General features: G+C 67.2%; 15 protein-coding genes. 10 read left to right on the plus strand and 5 right to left on the minus strand.

All coding sequences use genetic code 11. From position 1 onward, the window contains the following. Nucleotides 1-52: 52 nt before the first annotated feature. Nucleotides 53-1,513, minus strand: a complete 1,461-nt coding sequence (locus FKQ52_RS02350; protein ID WP_141625695.1) for a sensor histidine kinase — start codon at nt 1,511-1,513, stop codon at nt 53-55. A gap of 40 nt (nt 1,514-1,553) precedes the next feature. Next, complete coding sequence (locus FKQ52_RS02355; RefSeq protein ID WP_141625696.1) at nt 1,554-2,276, minus strand: TVP38/TMEM64 family protein; 723 nt, start codon at nt 2,274-2,276, stop codon at nt 1,554-1,556. Between the two features lie 132 nt (nt 2,277-2,408). Here FKQ52_RS02355 and rpmH point away from each other — a divergent pair, with 132 nt between their 5' ends. From rpmH to FKQ52_RS02380, 5 genes are read left to right on the plus strand one after another with little or no spacing between them, the layout of a single operon-like run. Then, nucleotides 2,409-2,543 carry a 50S ribosomal protein L34 gene (rpmH, locus tag FKQ52_RS02360; protein ID WP_123288089.1) on the plus strand — a complete coding sequence of 45 codons (135 nt, stop codon included), beginning with the start codon at nt 2,409-2,411 and terminating at the stop codon, nt 2,541-2,543. Between the two features lie 24 nt (nt 2,544-2,567). Beyond that, complete coding sequence (rnpA, locus tag FKQ52_RS02365) at nt 2,568-2,969, plus strand: ribonuclease P protein component (protein WP_141625697.1); 402 nt, start codon at nt 2,568-2,570, stop codon at nt 2,967-2,969. A 5-nt stretch (nt 2,970-2,974) separates the two neighbouring features. After that, complete coding sequence (gene yidC, locus FKQ52_RS02370) at nt 2,975-4,801, plus strand: membrane protein insertase YidC (protein WP_141625698.1); 1,827 nt, start codon at nt 2,975-2,977, stop codon at nt 4,799-4,801. After that, on the plus strand, nt 4,802-5,443 hold the full coding sequence (gene yihA, locus FKQ52_RS02375) for a ribosome biogenesis GTP-binding protein YihA/YsxC (protein ID WP_141625699.1): 642 nt from the start codon (nt 4,802-4,804) through the stop codon (nt 5,441-5,443). A 41-nt stretch (nt 5,444-5,484) separates the two neighbouring features. Next, nucleotides 5,485-6,444 (plus strand): alpha/beta fold hydrolase, encoded by a 960-nt coding sequence (locus FKQ52_RS02380; protein WP_141625700.1) that lies wholly within the window; start codon nt 5,485-5,487, stop codon nt 6,442-6,444. 200 nt (nt 6,445-6,644) lie between these two features. On the opposite strand, the gene FKQ52_RS02385 is transcribed toward FKQ52_RS02380, so the two are convergent. Next, entirely contained in the window at nt 6,645-7,631 is a 987-nt protein-coding gene (locus FKQ52_RS02385) for an LLM class flavin-dependent oxidoreductase (protein WP_141625701.1), read from the minus strand. Nucleotides 7,632-7,857: 226 nt separating this feature from the next. Here FKQ52_RS02385 and FKQ52_RS02390 point away from each other — a divergent pair, with 226 nt between their 5' ends. After that, nucleotides 7,858-9,207 (plus strand): S9 family peptidase, encoded by a 1,350-nt coding sequence (locus FKQ52_RS02390; protein ID WP_168196770.1) that lies wholly within the window; start codon nt 7,858-7,860, stop codon nt 9,205-9,207. 6 nt (nt 9,208-9,213) lie between these two features. On the opposite strand, the gene FKQ52_RS02395 is transcribed toward FKQ52_RS02390, so the two are convergent. Beyond that, the gene (locus FKQ52_RS02395) at nt 9,214-10,146 is read right to left on the minus strand and encodes a pirin family protein (protein ID WP_141625703.1); all 933 of its coding nucleotides are present in this window, start codon (nt 10,144-10,146) and stop codon (nt 9,214-9,216) included. Between the two features lie 37 nt (nt 10,147-10,183). Continuing rightward, a complete protein-coding gene (locus FKQ52_RS02400) occupies nt 10,184-10,672 on the minus strand; it encodes an Lrp/AsnC family transcriptional regulator (RefSeq protein ID WP_141625704.1) in 489 nt (162 codons plus the stop codon). Between the two features lie 147 nt (nt 10,673-10,819). Here FKQ52_RS02400 and FKQ52_RS02405 point away from each other — a divergent pair, with 147 nt between their 5' ends. The 4 genes from FKQ52_RS02405 to FKQ52_RS02420 all read left to right on the plus strand — a co-directional run bounded on the left by FKQ52_RS02405 (nt 10,820) and on the right by FKQ52_RS02420 (nt 15,455). Further along, nucleotides 10,820-12,055 carry a 3-methyl-2-oxobutanoate dehydrogenase (2-methylpropanoyl-transferring) subunit alpha gene (locus FKQ52_RS02405; RefSeq protein ID WP_141625705.1) on the plus strand — a complete coding sequence of 412 codons (1,236 nt, stop codon included), beginning with the start codon at nt 10,820-10,822 and terminating at the stop codon, nt 12,053-12,055. Nucleotides 12,056-12,114: 59 nt separating this feature from the next. After that, the gene (locus FKQ52_RS02410; protein WP_168196889.1) at nt 12,115-13,182 is read left to right on the plus strand and encodes an alpha-ketoacid dehydrogenase subunit beta; all 1,068 of its coding nucleotides are present in this window, start codon (nt 12,115-12,117) and stop codon (nt 13,180-13,182) included. A 1-nt stretch (nt 13,183) separates the two neighbouring features. Then, nucleotides 13,184-14,896 (plus strand): 2-oxo acid dehydrogenase subunit E2, encoded by a 1,713-nt coding sequence (locus tag FKQ52_RS02415; RefSeq protein WP_141625707.1) that lies wholly within the window; start codon nt 13,184-13,186, stop codon nt 14,894-14,896. A gap of 151 nt (nt 14,897-15,047) precedes the next feature. After that, the gene (locus tag FKQ52_RS02420) at nt 15,048-15,455 is read left to right on the plus strand and encodes a hypothetical protein (protein WP_141625708.1); all 408 of its coding nucleotides are present in this window, start codon (nt 15,048-15,050) and stop codon (nt 15,453-15,455) included. The last annotated feature ends 4 nt before the right edge of the window (nt 15,456-15,459 follow it).

The raw sequence follows: 15,459 nt of genomic DNA on the forward strand, positions 1-15,459 counted from the left end.
AGGCGCTCCGCGAGCCTAAACGCCGGCCGGGCGATTTGGCTCACGCCTTGGCTCAGTGAGGGAAGCGCAGCTCGAAGGTGGTGCCGGTGGGGCCGGTCTCGATCAGGGTCAGGCTGCCGCCGTTGTTGACCGCCAGTTCGCGGGAGATGGTCAGGCCCAGCCCGCTGCCGCCCGAGGCCCGTCCGCTGACGAAGGCCTCGAACAGACGCTCCGAGATGCGCGGCGGAATGCCGGGGCCGTCGTCGGTGATCAGGATCACGCAGTCGCCGTCCTCAGTGGAGCCCGACACCCGCACGGAGCCCCGCCTGTCGGGGCGGGTGGCGTCGCTCTCGATGGCCTGCCGGGCGTTGCGCAGCAGGTTGACCAGAATGCGATACAGCTGATCCGGGTCGGCGTGGACGTTAAAGCGGGCGGGCAGGGCCTTCACCAGCTTCACGCCGTCGGGCGAGAGGCCCGCGTCCTCCGCCGCCAGCGTCAGGGTGGTCGACAGGGGCGCGCGCACCTTCTGCGGCGGCGGCTCCTCGCTGCGGCCGTACTCCAGCACATTGCGTGACAGGGCGGCGGCGCGGCTCAACGCCCGCTCCAGCCGGGGCAGGGCCTTCGCGACGGCGGGGTCCGGCGAATCGGCCAGCCGCTCCGACGCCATCTGGGCCGAGGTCAGCATGTTGCGCAGGTCGTGATTGATCTTGGCCACCGCCTCGCCCAGCGCCACCAGTCGGGCGCGCGAGCGCAGGGACTGGCGCACCTCCTCCTGCATCCGGGCCAGTTCGCGCTCGACGCGGCCGATCTCGTCCTGCCGCTTGCTGGGCGGATCGCCCTCGGCCTCGGGATCATGGGCGAAGCGCTCGATGGAGCGGGTCACGCGCCGCAGGGGCTGCAGCACCAGGAAGGCCAGGCCGGCGTAGAGCAGTCCCCCCGCGACCAGCGACACGAACAGGGAGGTCAGCAGGCTGTTGCGCAGGAAGGTCTTCAGCTCCGACTTCAGCGGCTGGGCGGGCGCCAGAATCTCGATGAAGTCGCCGGAGCGGTAACGGGGTCTCGCCTGCACCCGGATCGAGCGGTCGGGGTGGCCGAACAGGGTCTGCCACGGGTCCCACAGCCGGGCCAGCGGCCGCCGCTGGCGCAGGTCGATCAGGTCCGGGGTGCGGGGCAGATTGGGCGCCTGTAGCAACAGGCGGCGCACGCCCTGATCGCCGACGACCACGGCCTGCACGCCCCCGATGGCCAGCAGTTGCTCGGCGGTGTCGTCCTCGACCGCCGAATAGGGGAGGGCCTCGACGCCGACAGAGGCCAGTTCGGCCGATTGCAGGCGATCCAGCAGCCAGCGCTCATGGAAGCTGGCCGCGCTGGGTGCGACGATCAGCACCTCGACCGAGGCCGCGAACAGGAAGGTCAGGCCGAGCAGGCGCCAGGACAGGGCGTCGGGCGCATGAAAACGCACGCGCTCGCGCCAGTCGGCGGGAATGCGCAGGCCCTTGCGGACTTCGCTCAGAAAGGCGCGCAGCGGCGTCATTCTCCCCCTAACGCAAGGCTGGCCGGAAGGGCTGCTTCTCTCACGTCGCGGCCTTTCGGCCCAGAGCCGCCTGTATGCCCTTCATCGCGAAGGGAAGCACCACCGCCAGAATGAAGACGCCCGTCATCGGGGCCCAGAACTGGCCGAACAGGGCCTGGAAGTCGGGATCGGGGTTCTCGGCCAACAGGGTGTTCAGCCGCGCGCCGATCCAGCAGTAGATCGTATGGGCCGGCAGCAGGCCGATCACCGTGGCGATGGTGTAGGGCGTCAGGCGCACGGTCATCATGCCGGCGGCGATATTGATCATGTGGAACGGCACCACGACCGCAAGGCGGCTGGCCAGCACGTACCAGAAAGTATCCTTGTCGATGGCGACGCAGACCTTCTGCATCAGACCCTGATTCCGCTCGGCCCGCTCCCGCAGGCTGCGCCCCAGCGCCGAGGTCGCCACGCCATAGACGATCAGGGCCCCGACGGTGGCGGCGATGGAGGTCGAAATCCCGCCCACCCACGGGCCGAAGAGATAGCCCGCCGTGATGGTCACGAAGAAGACGCCGGGCACCACGCTGGCTGTCAGGATGGCGAAGACGGCCATCAGGATCAGCAGGCTCACTATATAGTGTTGGGCCGTGAAGGCGCGGAACCCGGCTCCGTGGTCGCGGATGGTGTCCAGCGACAGATAGCGGTTCCAGCCCATGCCGAAGATCAGGGCGATGACGGCCGCGAGGGCGATCAGGGGCAGAAAACGCTTCAGACGGGCCATATTCTCTCCGTACAGGGGGGATCAGAAGGGCGCTACGGCGTTGACTCCGTCGGATCGTCCCCGTATACGCCCGCCCTTCCTGCGGCGGACGCGTTTCGTCGTACTCGTATTCATTTATCTCAGGAGCCGACCGTGAAGCGGACCTATCAGCCGTCGCGACTCGTGCGCAAGCGCCGTCACGGCTTCCGTTCGCGGATGGCCACCAAGAACGGTCAGAAGATTGTTCAGCGCCGCCGCGCCAAGGGCCGCAAGCGCCTGACGGCCTAAGTCGTCAGCGCTCTGCGCGAGCGCATGGGCGATAAAATGAAAATTTGTCGCCTGACTTCGCGGCCCCAGTTTCTGGCGGCCGCGAAAGGCGTTTCAGAGGCCCGTGGCGCCGTGGTCGTCCAGCGACTGGATCGCGCGGACGGCGACGCCTCGATCCGCCTGGGCTTCACGGCCACGCGAAAGGTCGGCGGGGCCGTGATCCGCAACCGCGCCAAACGCCGTCTGCGCGAGGCCGCCCGCGCGCTTGCGCCGCAGTTCGGCGTGGCCGGCAGCGACTATGTGTTCATCGCCCGCATGGGCACGGTCGACCGTGACTGGGACCGTTTGCTTGACGATGTGAAATCGGCGCTTACAAGGCTGGCGACCCCGAGGTCGGCGCCCAAGTCCGCGCCCCCGACGCCCCCGCCAGCCGGCCAGGATTCCTGACTTCCATGCCCCCTCAGAACAACAGCCGCAACACGATCATCTTCTTCGTGCTCGCGGCGATCATGGTGACCCTCTATTCGGTCTTCGTCGTCGGTCCGCAGCGCAAGGCTGAAGAGACCAGGCGCGCCGCCGCGGTCGCCGAGAAGGCCGCCAACGCCGCGACCCCGGCGGGCGCCGCTGCGGGCTCGACCCCGGGCACGGTCTTCATCGCTGATCGTCGTCAGGCGCTGGCGACCTCGGTCCGCGTGCCGATCCGCACGCCGCAGCTGACGGGCTCGCTGTCGCTGACCGGCGGCCGCATCGACGACCTGTTCCTGACCAGCTACCGCGAGACCCTCGACAAGGACTCGCCCCCGGTCGAGCTGTTCCGTCCGCAGGGCATGCGCGACGCCTATCAGGCCCTGTTCTTCTGGAACGGCGCGAACGTTCGTGGCGGCGTGCCCGGCCCGAACACCGTCTGGCGTCTGACGCAGGGTTCGGTGCTGACCCCGACCACCCCGGTCACCCTGACCTGGGACAACAGCCAGGGCCTGCGCTTCACCCGCCGCATCTCGGTTGATGACCAGTATATGTTCCAGGTGACCGACACGGTCGCCAACTTCAGCGGCCAGCCGATCGTCATCGCCCCGGTCTCGCGCGTCGAGCGTCAGGGTGTGCCGCAGGTGGCCCGCAACCACATCGTCCACGAGGGCGCCTTGGGCGTGTTCGGCGGCGGTGACCAGAAATACGCCAGCCGTCCGCTGAAGTACGCCGACTGGGTCAAGAAGCCGGTCCAGACCTATCAGTCGACCGGCGGCTGGGCCGCGATCACCGACAAATTCTGGATGGCCGCCCTGATCCCGGATCAGGCCGAGCAGATCGAGGCCGAGTACCGCGTCCGCGACGTCAACGGCCTGAAGGTCCACGAGGTTAACGTCCAGGGCGCGCCGGTGACCATCGCCGCCAACGGCAACATCACCGAGACCCGCCGTCTGTTCGCGGGCGCCAAGCGCAATGAAATCCTGTCGGGCTACGAGAAGTCGCTGAACCTGCCGCGCTTCATCTACGCCATCGACTGGGGCTTCCTGTTCTTCCTGACCCGCCCGATCTTCCTGGTGATCGAGTTCTTCTACGGTGTCATCGGCAACTTCGGCCTGGCCATCCTGGCCCTGACCCTGACCGTGCGTCTCATCATGTTCCCGCTGGCGAACAAGAGCTACGAGAGCATGTCGAAGATGCGGACCCTCCAGCCCAAGATGGAGGAGATCAAGAAGAAGCACCCGGACGACGCGCCCAAGCAGCAACAGGAGCTGATGGCCCTGTACCAGAAGGAGAAGATCAATCCTCTGGCCGGCTGTCTGCCGCTGCTGCTCCAGATCCCGGTCTTCTACGCCGTGTACAAGATGCTGTCGGTCACCATCGAGATGCGGCACGCGCCCTTCTTCGGCTGGCTGCAGGACCTGTCGGCGACCGATCACACCACCATCTGGAACCTGTTCGGCCTGATCCCCTGGGATCCGTCGACCGCGCCCTTCATCGGCAACCTGCTGGTCAGCCACGTCGGCGGCGGCTTCAGCCTGGGCCTGAGCGTGCTGGCCATCATCTACGGCGCCACCATGTGGCTGCAGATGGCCATGAGCCCGCCCGCTCCGGACCCCGTCCAGCGCCGCATCTTCCAGTTCATGCCGGTGGTGTTCACCTTCATCATGGTCAACTTCCCGGCGGGCCTGCTGCTCTACTGGGGCTGGTCGAACGTGCTCACCATCCTGCAGCAGTACATCATCATGCACCGCCTGAAGGCCGAGAACCCGATCGACACCTTCCTGGCCCGGTTCAAGAAGGCGAAGGCCTAGGTGGACGATTTCTCGCCCGAGGAACTGGAGCAGGCGCGCATCCTGTTTGCGCGTCAGGCGACCTTCGTCATGGGCTGCGCCAAGATCGAGCAACTGCCCGATCCGGACCTGCCCGAGATCGCCTTCGCGGGTCGCTCGAACGTGGGCAAGTCCAGCCTGATCAACGGGCTGGTCGGCATGCACAAGCTGGCTCGCGCCTCGAACGAGCCGGGCCGGACGCGCGAGGTCAATTTCTTCGACCTCGACGGCAAGATGCGTCTGGTCGATCTGCCCGGCTACGGCTGGGCCAAGGCGTCCAAATCGACCGTCAAGAAGTTCCAGGATCTGGGCCGCGACTACCTGCGTGGCCGGGTGACGCTGAAGCGCGTCTATCTGCTGATCGACAGCCGTCACGGCCTGAAGTCGGTCGACACCGAAGCGCTGGATGCGCTGGATCTGGCCGCTGTCAGCTACCAGATCGTCCTGACCAAGGCCGACAAGCTGAAGAAGGGCGAGGCCGAAAAGGTTCAGGCCGAAACCCTGAAAGCCATCGCCAAACGCCCCGCCGCCTTCCCGGCGGTCATCGTGACCTCGGCCGAGAAGGGCGACGGCATGCCCGAACTGCGCGCCGAGATCATGCGCACGACGGGCGTGGTGCTCTAGAACGGGTTGCACGAGATCGCGCCCAGTGATTCGGTGCGACCATGCAAACCCGCCACATCCAGACCGACTCCCTCCGCCAGCAGGTTCTGGAGGCCGGCTCAGGCCCGCTCGTGCTGTTCATCCATGGCTTCCCCGAGCTGGGGATCAGCTGGCGCGCGCAGGTCGAGGCGCTGGGGCAGGCGGGCTATCACGCCGTCGCCCCGGACATGCGGGGCTATGGCGGGACGGACAAGCCTGAGCAGCGGGAGGCCTATTCGGTCCTGCATCTGGTCGGGGACATGGTCGATCTGGTGCGGGCGCTGGGGCATTCGACCTGCACCGTCGTCGGCCATGACTGGGGCGCGCCGGTCGCATGGCATTGCGCCCTGATGCGGCCGGACGTCTTCACCGCCGTGGCCTGCCTGTCGGTGCCGCTCCAGCCGCGCCGGGCCAAGGGACCGCCGACCGTAGCCATGGCCGCCATTTCGAAGCGGGCCGGGCTGGGCGAGCTCTACATCAACCAGTTCCAGGCTCCCGGCGCCCATTCCGTGTTCGAGGTCGATGTCGAGGCGGGCTTGCGCAAGGGCTTCTGGGCCTATGACGGCGCCACCCCGCCCGAGCTCCAGTCCACCGGCTTCATCCAGCCGGGTGAGAATTTCATCTCCACTGTCCCCGAAGATGCGCCCCTGCCGCCGTGGATGAGCGCCGACCATTTCGCAGAGTATGTCGCGGCGTTCGAGGCGGGCGGCTTCCGCGCTCCGCTGGACTGGTATCGCTGTATCGACCTGAACTGGTCGCTGACGGCCTTCCTGCAGGACGCGCAGGTGCGCGTGCCGGGCGCCTTCATGGTCGGCGACCGCGACCCGGTGCGGCACTACTCCGGCCAGCACGAGGCGGGGCTGAAGGCGCTGGTTCCGGACCTCCGCTCAGAGGTCGTCGTCCCCGGCGCAGGTCACTGGATCCAGCAGGAACGGCCCGAGGTGGTGAATGGGTGGCTGCTGAAGTTTCTGGACGGGCTGTGAGCCGGTTGACGGACCAATTTGCGGCGCCCGTGGATCGGTACGTCCAATTTTGACGTACCGGCGTGCCACACTGTGCCCCGGTCTTTGAAATCGCGATCCGAACCGTTCGCTTCCGGTTGAGTGGAGGCCTCAAGCTCTGCCAAGCGCGAAAAAGTGCACCTTTGTGCACTCAAAAAATATTTGAGTGCACCCTGTGCGGATTACAGGCCGGCGATGGCTTCCGCCGTCACCTCGAGGCTGTGCAGGCGTGCATCCAGATCGTGGATCATGCCGGTGACCATCACCTCGTTCACCCCGGTCGTGGCGATAAACTCGGCCAGCTTGGTTCGCACCGTGTCCACGCCGCCGATGGCGGCATAGGTCAGGCGGCTTTCGACCGCCGCGATCTGGCGGGCGTCCAGCACGGTGGTGATGTCGTCCACCGGCGGCTTCAGCTTGCCGGGCTTGCCCGTCACGACCGCCGCGAACGACTGTTGCATCGAGGTCGACAGGCGCTTCGCCTCCGCATCGCTGTCGGCGGCGAAGACGTTGATGGCGGCCATGGAGTAGGGCGCGGCCAGTTGCTTCGACGGTCGGAAACCGGCGCGATAGGTCTCCAGCGCCTGCAACAGGAGTTCCGGCGCGAAATGGCTGGCGAAGGCGAAGGGCAGGCCCAGATGGGCGGCCAGTTCGGCGCTGAACAGGCTGGAGCCCAGCAGCCAGATCGGCACCTTCGATCCGGCGCCCGGCCAGGCGGTGACGCGCTGGCCCTCGACCGGATCGCCGAGGAAGTTCTGAAGCTCGAACACATCGCGCGGGAACTGGTCGGCGGCGTCGAAATAGCGGCGCAGGGCGCGCGCGGTCTCACCGTCCGTGCCGGGCGCGCGGCCCAGCCCCAGATCGATCCGGTCGGGATAGAGGGCCGCCAGCGTCCCGAACTGCTCAGCCACCACCAGCGGCGCATGGTTGGGCAGCATGATGCCGCCGGAACCGACGCGGATAGTTTGCGTCTGGCCGGCCACGAAGCCCAGCGCCACGGCCGTCGCGGCGCTGGCGATGCCGGGCATGTTGTGGTGCTCGGCCAGCCAGAAGCGGTTGAAGCCGGTCCGTTCCGCCGTCTTCGCCAGTTCGGCGGTTTCCAGAAGGGCGCGGCGGGCGTCGCCGCCCTCAACGATGGGCGACAGGTCGAGCACGGAGAAAGCGGTCATGGCCGACAGATCGGGTCTCCCGCCGGTCATTCAAGTCCTGTCCGGTTACGGATTGCGACGAAACGGGGGTGAAGAGTGAGTGGTGCGTGGTGAGCAGTGCTTATTGGGGCAGCAGGAGGCGGCGGCTCACGGCGCGGCCAGCATCGCCCGCCTTCTCGACTCACCACTCACTCTTCACTCGCCACAAACGAGAGGCGCGCATAGGCTCCCCGGAATGGAGGGCTCCATGACCATTCTTTCGCCGATCCTCGCCGTCGCCGTGGCCGTCGCGCCCGCACAGGTCTCGCCCGACATCACAGGCGCCTGGGAGGGGCGGTTGTCGGTGGGCGGGCAGTCGATCCGCATCGTCTTCAACGTCGCCGCCGACGGCGCGACCACCATGGACAGCCCCGATCAGGGCGCGCGGGGCATTCCCGCGACCTCGGCGGTCGAAGGGCGCACGGTCCGCTTCACCGTCTCCGCCATCAACGGTCGTTTCGAGGGCTTGCTGGCCGAGGACGGGCGCAGTCTGTCCGGCACGCTGGCGCAGGGCGGCGTGAGCGCGCCCATGCAGTTCCAGCGGGGCGAGATCGCCGCCGGGCCGTCGCGTCCGCAAACGCCGCGGCCGCCGTTCGCCTATCGCAGCGAAGACGTGGCTTTCGACAACCCGGCCGCGCCGGGCGTGCGGCTGGCCGGAACCCTGACCCTGCCGCAGGGATCGGGGCCGTTCCCGGCGGCGGTGCTGGTCACCGGTTCGGGCGCGCAGGATCGGGACGAGACCATTCTGGATCACAAGCCCTTCGCCGTCTGGGCCGACGTCCTGACCAGGCGGGGCGTGGCCGTGCTGCGCTACGATGATCGGGGCGTGGCCGCCTCGACCGGCAGCTTCCTGGGCTCCACCGTCGCCGACTTCGCCGGCGACGCCCGCGCCGCCGTGGACTACCTGCTGACCCGGCAGGACATCGACCATGGCCGGATCGGGGTGATCGGTCACAGCGAGGGCGGGACCATCGCCCCGATGCTGGTGCAGGACGGCGCGCCGCTGGCGTGGATCGTGACGCTGGCGGGCCCGACCGTCTCCGGCGGTGCGATCATCGAGGAACAGGCCCACCTGATCCGCGTCGCCTCCGGTGCGACACCGGAACAGGATGCCGCTCTGGGCGACCTGCAGGCGTCCCTGATGCGCGCCGTCGCGGACAACGCCGATGATCCGGCGGCGGTCGCGCGCGAGGTCGAGGCCATTCTGGTTGCGGCGGGCCAGCCACAGGCGCAGGCCGCGTCGACGGCCGCCCAGATGAGCTCGGCCTACTATCGTCAGATGATCGCGCACGACCCGTCGGACTCCTTGCGCGCCGTCCGCGTGCCCATGCTGGCCCTGTACGGGAGCAAGGACCTTCAGGTCTCGGCTGATCAGAACGGTCCGGCCCTGCGTGCGCTCAAGCCGGATGCCGACATCGTCGTCCTGCCCGGCCTGAACCACCTGCTCCAGCCCGCGACGACCGGTCTGATGGCGGAGTACGGGCAGATCGAGACCACCCTCGCGCCAGAGGCGATCTCGACCGTGGTCGACTGGGTCGCGGCGCGCAGCGGGCTGTGAGCCGCCTCAGACGGGGTGGGTCGGTTCCGGCTTCTCCGGCGCCGGTTCCGGCGTGGCGGGCACGTCGGGCAGGGGGATGAACTCCAGGTCGTCCTCGGCGGGCAGGGCCATGCGTCCGGCCTTCCAGTCCGCCTTGGCCTGATCGATCCGCTCCTGCGAGGACGAGACGAAATTCCACCAGATCACGCGTGGCCCCACGGGCTCGCCGCCCAGCACCATGACCGACGACGGGCGGATCGCCTTCACGGTCGGTTCGGCGGTGGGCTCCAGCACGATCATCTGGCCTTCGTGGAAGGTGCGGTCGCCGACCTCGATCTCGCCCTTCACCACATAGAGGGCGCGTTCGGAATAGCCGCCCGCGCCCTTGCCCGGAGGCGGCGCGGTCCGCACGCCTTCGGCCAGTTCCCAGTGAACGTAGAACAGCGGCGACGACACGGGCGCCAAGGCCTTGGCGCCGTAGGCCTCGCCCGCGACCAGACGGGCGAACAGACCCGCGTTCTCATAGGCGGGCTGGCCGTCCTCGCCGAAGTGGTGGAAGGCGGGGGCGGTTTCTTCCAGTTCCTTGGGCAGGGCGACCCAGGCCTGCATTCCGTGCATCGCCCCGCCCTGGCTCTTCTTCAGCGGATCGGTGCGTTCGGAGTGGACGATCCCGCTGCCCGCGGTCATCCAGTTCACCTCGCCCGGGCGGATCGCCTCGGTGGCGCCGGTGTTGTCCCGGTGCATGATCTCGCCCTCGAACAGATAGGTCAGGGTCGACAGGCCGATATGCGGGTGAGGCCGCACATTGATCGCCTCGCTGCCCGGCGCGAACTCCGCCGGCCCCATCTGGTCCAGGAAGATGAACGGCCCCACCATCCGGCGCGAATGGAAGGGCAGCACGCGGCCGACCTCGAATCCGCCCAGGTCCTTGCGGCGCGCGTCGATCACCAGTTCGATCATGTCTGTGTCCCCCGGCCCGTCCCTGGGCCGACCGTCACTATCCGACGTGCGGGGTCACGATGCCAAGGGGGAGGGTGGTCACATTCTTCACGCCCCGGGTGACGATGTGGCTCTCGCAGTCCGACACGATGTTCAGGCTGAGCAGTTTCTCACGCAGGAACTTGTCGAAGGCGTGCATGTCGGAGGTGATGATCCGCAGCACATAGTCCTCGCGGCCGGTGATGGTGGCGCACTGCACCACCTCGGGCCAGTGAGCGACGGCGGCCTCGAAGGTGTCCAGATTCTCGCTTGAAGGCAGGCTCAGCTTGACGATGGCGTAGACCTCGAAGTCCAGGCCCAGTTTGTCGGCGTCCAGCAGCGTAACGCGCTTGCGGATGAAGCCGGTATCCTCCAGCCTCTTGATCCGTCGCCAGCAGGGCGAGGCGCTCAGACCGACACGGTCGGCGACCTCTGCAACCGACAATCCGGCGTCCTGTTGAAGGATGTCCAGAATTCGGGCGTCGACGGGATCCAGCTCTTCGGCCAATGCGTTTCTCCACTTATTATTATAGCGCAATAAAATACCCGCGATGTGCACAAGGCAAGGTCAAAATCGAGCGAGCCTTGGCGCCGACCTCGTGCTAGATCGCTGATTGAGGAAAACGCGCTCGGATCAACCGGACGGCAGGACGGAATGAAGAAGCCCAATACGCCCCAATTGTCATTGCGCGTGCCCGAGCCCTCGGGCCGGCCGGGCGACGCCCCGGATTTCAGCCACCTGCGGTTCGACGCCGCCGGGGCTGTGGATCGCCCGGACGTGGCGTCCACGCCGTATGAGATGCGCGATCACGCCTTCCAGCTGGTCCGCGTGCTGGACGATGACGGCAAGGCGGTCGGGCCCTGGAATCCGAATCTGGACCCGGAGACCCTGCGTCAGGGCCTGAAGGCCATGATCCTGACCCGCGCCTTCGACGACCGGATGCACCGCGCCCACCGTCAGGGGAAGACCAGCTTCTATATGAAGTGCACCGGCGAGGAGGCCATCGCGGTCGCGCAGGGGATGATCCTGCGCCGGGAGGACATGGGCTTCCCGACCTATCGCCAGCAGGGACTGCTGATCTCGCGCGGCTATCCGCTGGTCGAGATGATGAACCAGATCTATTCGAACGCTTCCGACCCGATCAAGGGCCGCCAGCTGCCGATCATGTACTCGTCGAAAGAGTACGGCTTCTTCACGATCTCGGGGAACCTGGGCACCCAGGTGCCGCAGGCCGTCGGCTGGGCCATGGCCAGCGCCTACAAGGGCGATGACAAGATCGCCATCAGCTGGATCGGTGACGGAGCCACGGCGGAAGGCGATTTCCACAACGCCCTGACCTTCGCCGCCGTCTACCGCGCGCCGGTGATCCTGAACGTTGTCAACAACCAGTGGGCCATCTCGTCCTTCATGGGCATCGCGGGCGGTCTGGAGACCACCTTCGCGTCCAAGGCCATCGGCTACGGCCTTCCGGCCCTGCGCGTGGACGGCAACGACTTCCTCGCCGTCTGGGCCGCCACCAAGTGGGCCGAGGAGCGGGCGCGCACCAATCAGGGCGCGACGGTCATCGAGCTGTTCACCTACCGGGGCGCGCCCCACTCCACCTCGGACGACCCCAGCCGCTACCGCCCGGGTGACGAGCACGAGAAGTGGCCGCTGGGTGATCCGGTGGACCGCCTGAAGCAGCACCTGATCGCGCTGGGCGAATGGTCCGAGGCGCAGCAGGAAGAGGCCGAGAAGGATGCGGTTGAACAGGTCCGCGCCGCCGGCAAGGAATCCGAAGCCATCGGCACGCTCGGCCAGTCGCGTCCCAGCGTGAAGACCATGTTCGAGGAAGTCTTCGCCACCGAGGACTGGCGCCTTGTGGAACAACGTCGCGAGGTCGGAGTCTGACCATGGCCGAGCAAACCACCTTCACCGAGGTCGACCGCACCGACGGCGTCGAGCCCGACATGGTCACTGCCTCCAACGCCCCGGCCTCGACGCCTGCGAGCGGCGACGTTGTGCCGATGAACATGATCCAGGCCCTGAACTCGGCCCTGGACGTCAAGATGGCCGAGGACGGCAACGTCCTGTCGTTCGGCGAGGACGCCGGGTATTTCGGCGGTGTCTTCCGCGTCACCGACCAGCTGCAGCAGAAGCACGGCCTGACCCGCAGCTTCGACGCCCCGATTTCGGAATGCGGCATCGTCGCCGCGGCCATCGGCATGGGCGCCTATGGCCTGCGTCCGGTCGTGGAGATCCAGTTCGCCGACTACATCTATCCGGCCTACGACCAGATCGTCTCGGAAGCCGCCAAGCTGCGCTACCGCTCGGGCGGGCAGTTCACGTCTCCGATCACCGTCCGCAGCCCCTACGGCGGCGGCATCTTCGGCGGCCAGACGCACAGCCAGTCGCCGGAAAGCCTGTTCACTCACATCGCCGGCCTGAAGGTCGTGGTGCCGTCCAACCCCTATGACGCCAAGGGCCTGCTGACGGCCTGCATCGAGGACGACGACCCCACCATCTTCTTCGAGCCCAAGCGCCTCTACAACGGCCCGTTCGACGGCTGGCACGAGAAGCCGGTCTCGCCGTGGAAGACGCAGGAGTTCGCCCAGGTCCCGACCGGCAAATACGTCGAGCCGATCGGCAAGGCCCGCGTCATGCGCGAGGGCAATGACGTCACCATCCTGGCCTGGGGCACCATGGTCTGGGTGTCGCTTGCGGGCGCCGAACACGCGGGCGTGGACGCCGAGGTCATCGATCTGCGCACCCTCGTGCCGCTGGACATCGAGACCATCGAGGCCTCGGTGAAGAAGACCGGCCGCTGCGTGATCGTGCACGAGGCGCCCAAGACCTCGGGCTACGGCGCCGAGCTGTCGGCGCTGGTGCAGGAGCGCTGCTTCTATCATCTGGAAGCCCCCATCGCCCGCGTCTGCGGCTGGGATACGCCTTATCCGCACGCCTTCGAGTGGGAATATTTCCCCGGCCCGCAACGCGTGGCCGACGCCCTGAAAGCCACCATGAGCGGGGGACGCTGAGATGGGTCGTTTCGTCTTCAAACTGCCCGACGTGGGTGAAGGCACCGCCGAGGCTGAACTGGTCGGCTGGCACGTGAAGGTCGGCGACGTGGTCGCCGAGGACCAGATCGTCGCCGACGTCATGACCGACAAGGCCACCGTCGAAATCACCGCCCCGGTCTCGGGCAAGGTCATCGCCATCCACGGCGAGCCCGGCCAGATGGTCCCCGTGCGCGGTCCGCTGGTGGAGTTCGAGGTCGAGGGCGCGGGCAATACCGATTCTTCTCCCTTCCCCCTCGAGGGGGGAAGGGCCGGGGATGGGGGTGGAGCCGCCACGTCTCAGGATGTAGCGCGTGAGGTGGCGTCGAGCCCCTCGGCGCAAGCCATTCAGCAGTCTGCCACCACCCCCACCCAACCCTCCCCCCTCGAGGGGGAGGGCTTGGCTGGAGCTGCCAACTACGTCTTCAAACTGCCCGACGTGGGCGAAGGCACGGCCGAGGCCGAACTGGTCGGCTGGCATGTGAAGGTCGGCGACGCCGTGTCCGAGGACCAGATCCTCGCCGACGTCATGACCGACAAGGCCACGGTCGAGATCACCTCGCCGGTGTCCGGCGTGGTCGTCGCCCTGCACGGCGAGCCCGGTCAGGCCTCCGCCGTCGGCGGTCCGCTGGTCAGCTTCAAGGTCGAGGGCAAGGGCAACGTTTCGGCCGCTCCGGAAGCCCCGAAACCGGCAGAGAATTCGACGACGGTTTCGGGTGGGAAAGCGGATACGGCGAAGGCCACTCCGAAGACTTCGACGACGGCTTCCGTGCCGGTCGCCGCCGACAGCAAGCCGCGCACCCTGTCCGACCGCAACCAGCGCCCGCTGGCCTCGCCCGCCGTGCGCAACCGCGCTCGCGATCTGGGTGTCGAGCTGCAGTTCGTGCCGGGCTCCGGCCCGGCCGGTCGCATCGAACACGCCGACCTCGACGCCTTTGTCGCCGGCGGCGCGCGGACGTCCACGTCCGCCTCTTCCTCTTCGACCTATGCGAAGGCTGAAGGAACCACCGAGGTCCGCATCATCGGCCTGCGCCGCAAGATCGCGGAGAAGATGGCCGAGAGCGTCCGTCGCATCCCGCACATCACCTATGTCGAGGAGATCGACGTCACGGCGCTGGAGGAGCTGCGCGCTCATCTGAACGCCGAGGCGAAGAAGACCGGCAAGGCCAAGCTGAACGTCCTGCCGTTCATCGCCCGCGCCATCGTGGTGGCGCTGCGCGACCAGCCGCAGATCAACGCCACCTACGACGACGAGGCGGGCATCCTGACCCAGCACGCCGCCGTGCATCTGGGCATCGCCGCCCAGACGCCGAACGGCCTGATGGTGCCGGTGGTTCGCCACGCCGAGGCCCGTGACCCCTACGACACCGCCCTTGAGATCGCTCGCGTCTCGGGCGCGGCCAAGGACGGTTCGGCCAAGCGCGAGGAGCTATCCGGCTCGACCATCACCATCACCTCGCTGGGCACGCTGGGCGGGGTGGTTCACACCCCGATCATCAACCACCCGGAAGTCGCCATCGTCGGTCCGAACAAGATCATCGAACGCGTCGTGGTGAAGGACGGCCAGATGGTCGTCCGCAAGATGATGAACCTGTCGTCGTCCTTCGATCACCGCATCGTCGACGGCCATGACGCGGCCGTCTTCGTGCAACGCATCAAGGGCCTGCTGGAGCATCCCGCGACGCTGTGGATGTAACCCCTGTCCGCTCATCCCGGCGAAAGTCGGGACCCAGTGCTTTGGGTGATGGAGCGGAGAGGCGTTTGATGAGGCGGCAAGCCTGAGGCTGCGGCGTCAGGCTGGACAGAACTGGGTCCGGGCTTTCGCCGGGATGAGCGGAGGAGAGAAGGTGCGTAAGATCAAAGCTTTGGCTTTTGTCGGCGCCGCTGTGAGCCTGGCTCTCCCGGGCGTGGCCATGGCGCAATGTCTTGAACCCTCGGGTTCGGTGCGTGATCGAAGCGATTTTGTTGTGCTGGGCGTCGTCACGGAAGCGTCCACCCGCGGTAATTTTTCCGATCTCGAACTGACCTATACGGTGCAGGTGAGGGAGGTCGTGAAAGGCGCGCCGTCGGCGTCGTTCACCTTCGTCACAGTCGAGCGTGGCGCTCAGCGCGGAGCGCCAGTGCTTGATGAATGTGGAGCCCGTCCGCACCCGAGGCTTCGACCGGGGCAGGAAGCTTTCTTCTTCATGGGAGGACGGCCAGATGATCTGCACGTCCTCCGGATTGACCGTATCACCGCGCTGACTACGAATTGATCAG

Source organism: Brevundimonas sp. M20, from assembly GCF_006547065.1.
GTDB lineage: Bacteria > Pseudomonadota > Alphaproteobacteria > Caulobacterales > Caulobacteraceae > Brevundimonas.

Bases quoted from the DNA above. Each gene is read 5' to 3' on its own strand.
- FKQ52_RS02350 (WP_141625695.1), bottom strand. From the start codon at position 1,513: ATGACGCCGCTGCGCGCCTTTCTGAGCGAAGTCCGCAAGGGCCTGCGC.
- FKQ52_RS02355 (WP_141625696.1), bottom strand. From the start codon at position 2,276: ATGGCCCGTCTGAAGCGTTTTCTGCCCCTGATCGCCCTCGCGGCCGTC.
- rnpA (WP_141625697.1), top strand. From the start codon at position 2,568: ATGGGCGATAAAATGAAAATTTGTCGCCTGACTTCGCGGCCCCAGTTT.
- yidC (WP_141625698.1), top strand. From the start codon at position 2,975: ATGCCCCCTCAGAACAACAGCCGCAACACGATCATCTTCTTCGTGCTC.
- FKQ52_RS02380 (WP_141625700.1), top strand. From the start codon at position 5,485: ATGCAAACCCGCCACATCCAGACCGACTCCCTCCGCCAGCAGGTTCTG.
- FKQ52_RS02385 (WP_141625701.1), bottom strand. From the start codon at position 7,631: ATGACCGCTTTCTCCGTGCTCGACCTGTCGCCCATCGTTGAGGGCGGC.
- FKQ52_RS02390 (WP_168196770.1), top strand. From the start codon at position 7,858: ATGACCATTCTTTCGCCGATCCTCGCCGTCGCCGTGGCCGTCGCGCCC.
- FKQ52_RS02395 (WP_141625703.1), bottom strand. From the start codon at position 10,146: ATGATCGAACTGGTGATCGACGCGCGCCGCAAGGACCTGGGCGGATTC.
- FKQ52_RS02405 (WP_141625705.1), top strand. From the start codon at position 10,820: ATGAAGAAGCCCAATACGCCCCAATTGTCATTGCGCGTGCCCGAGCCC.
- FKQ52_RS02410 (WP_168196889.1), top strand. From the start codon at position 12,115: ATGGTCACTGCCTCCAACGCCCCGGCCTCGACGCCTGCGAGCGGCGAC.
- FKQ52_RS02415 (WP_141625707.1), top strand. From the start codon at position 13,184: ATGGGTCGTTTCGTCTTCAAACTGCCCGACGTGGGTGAAGGCACCGCC.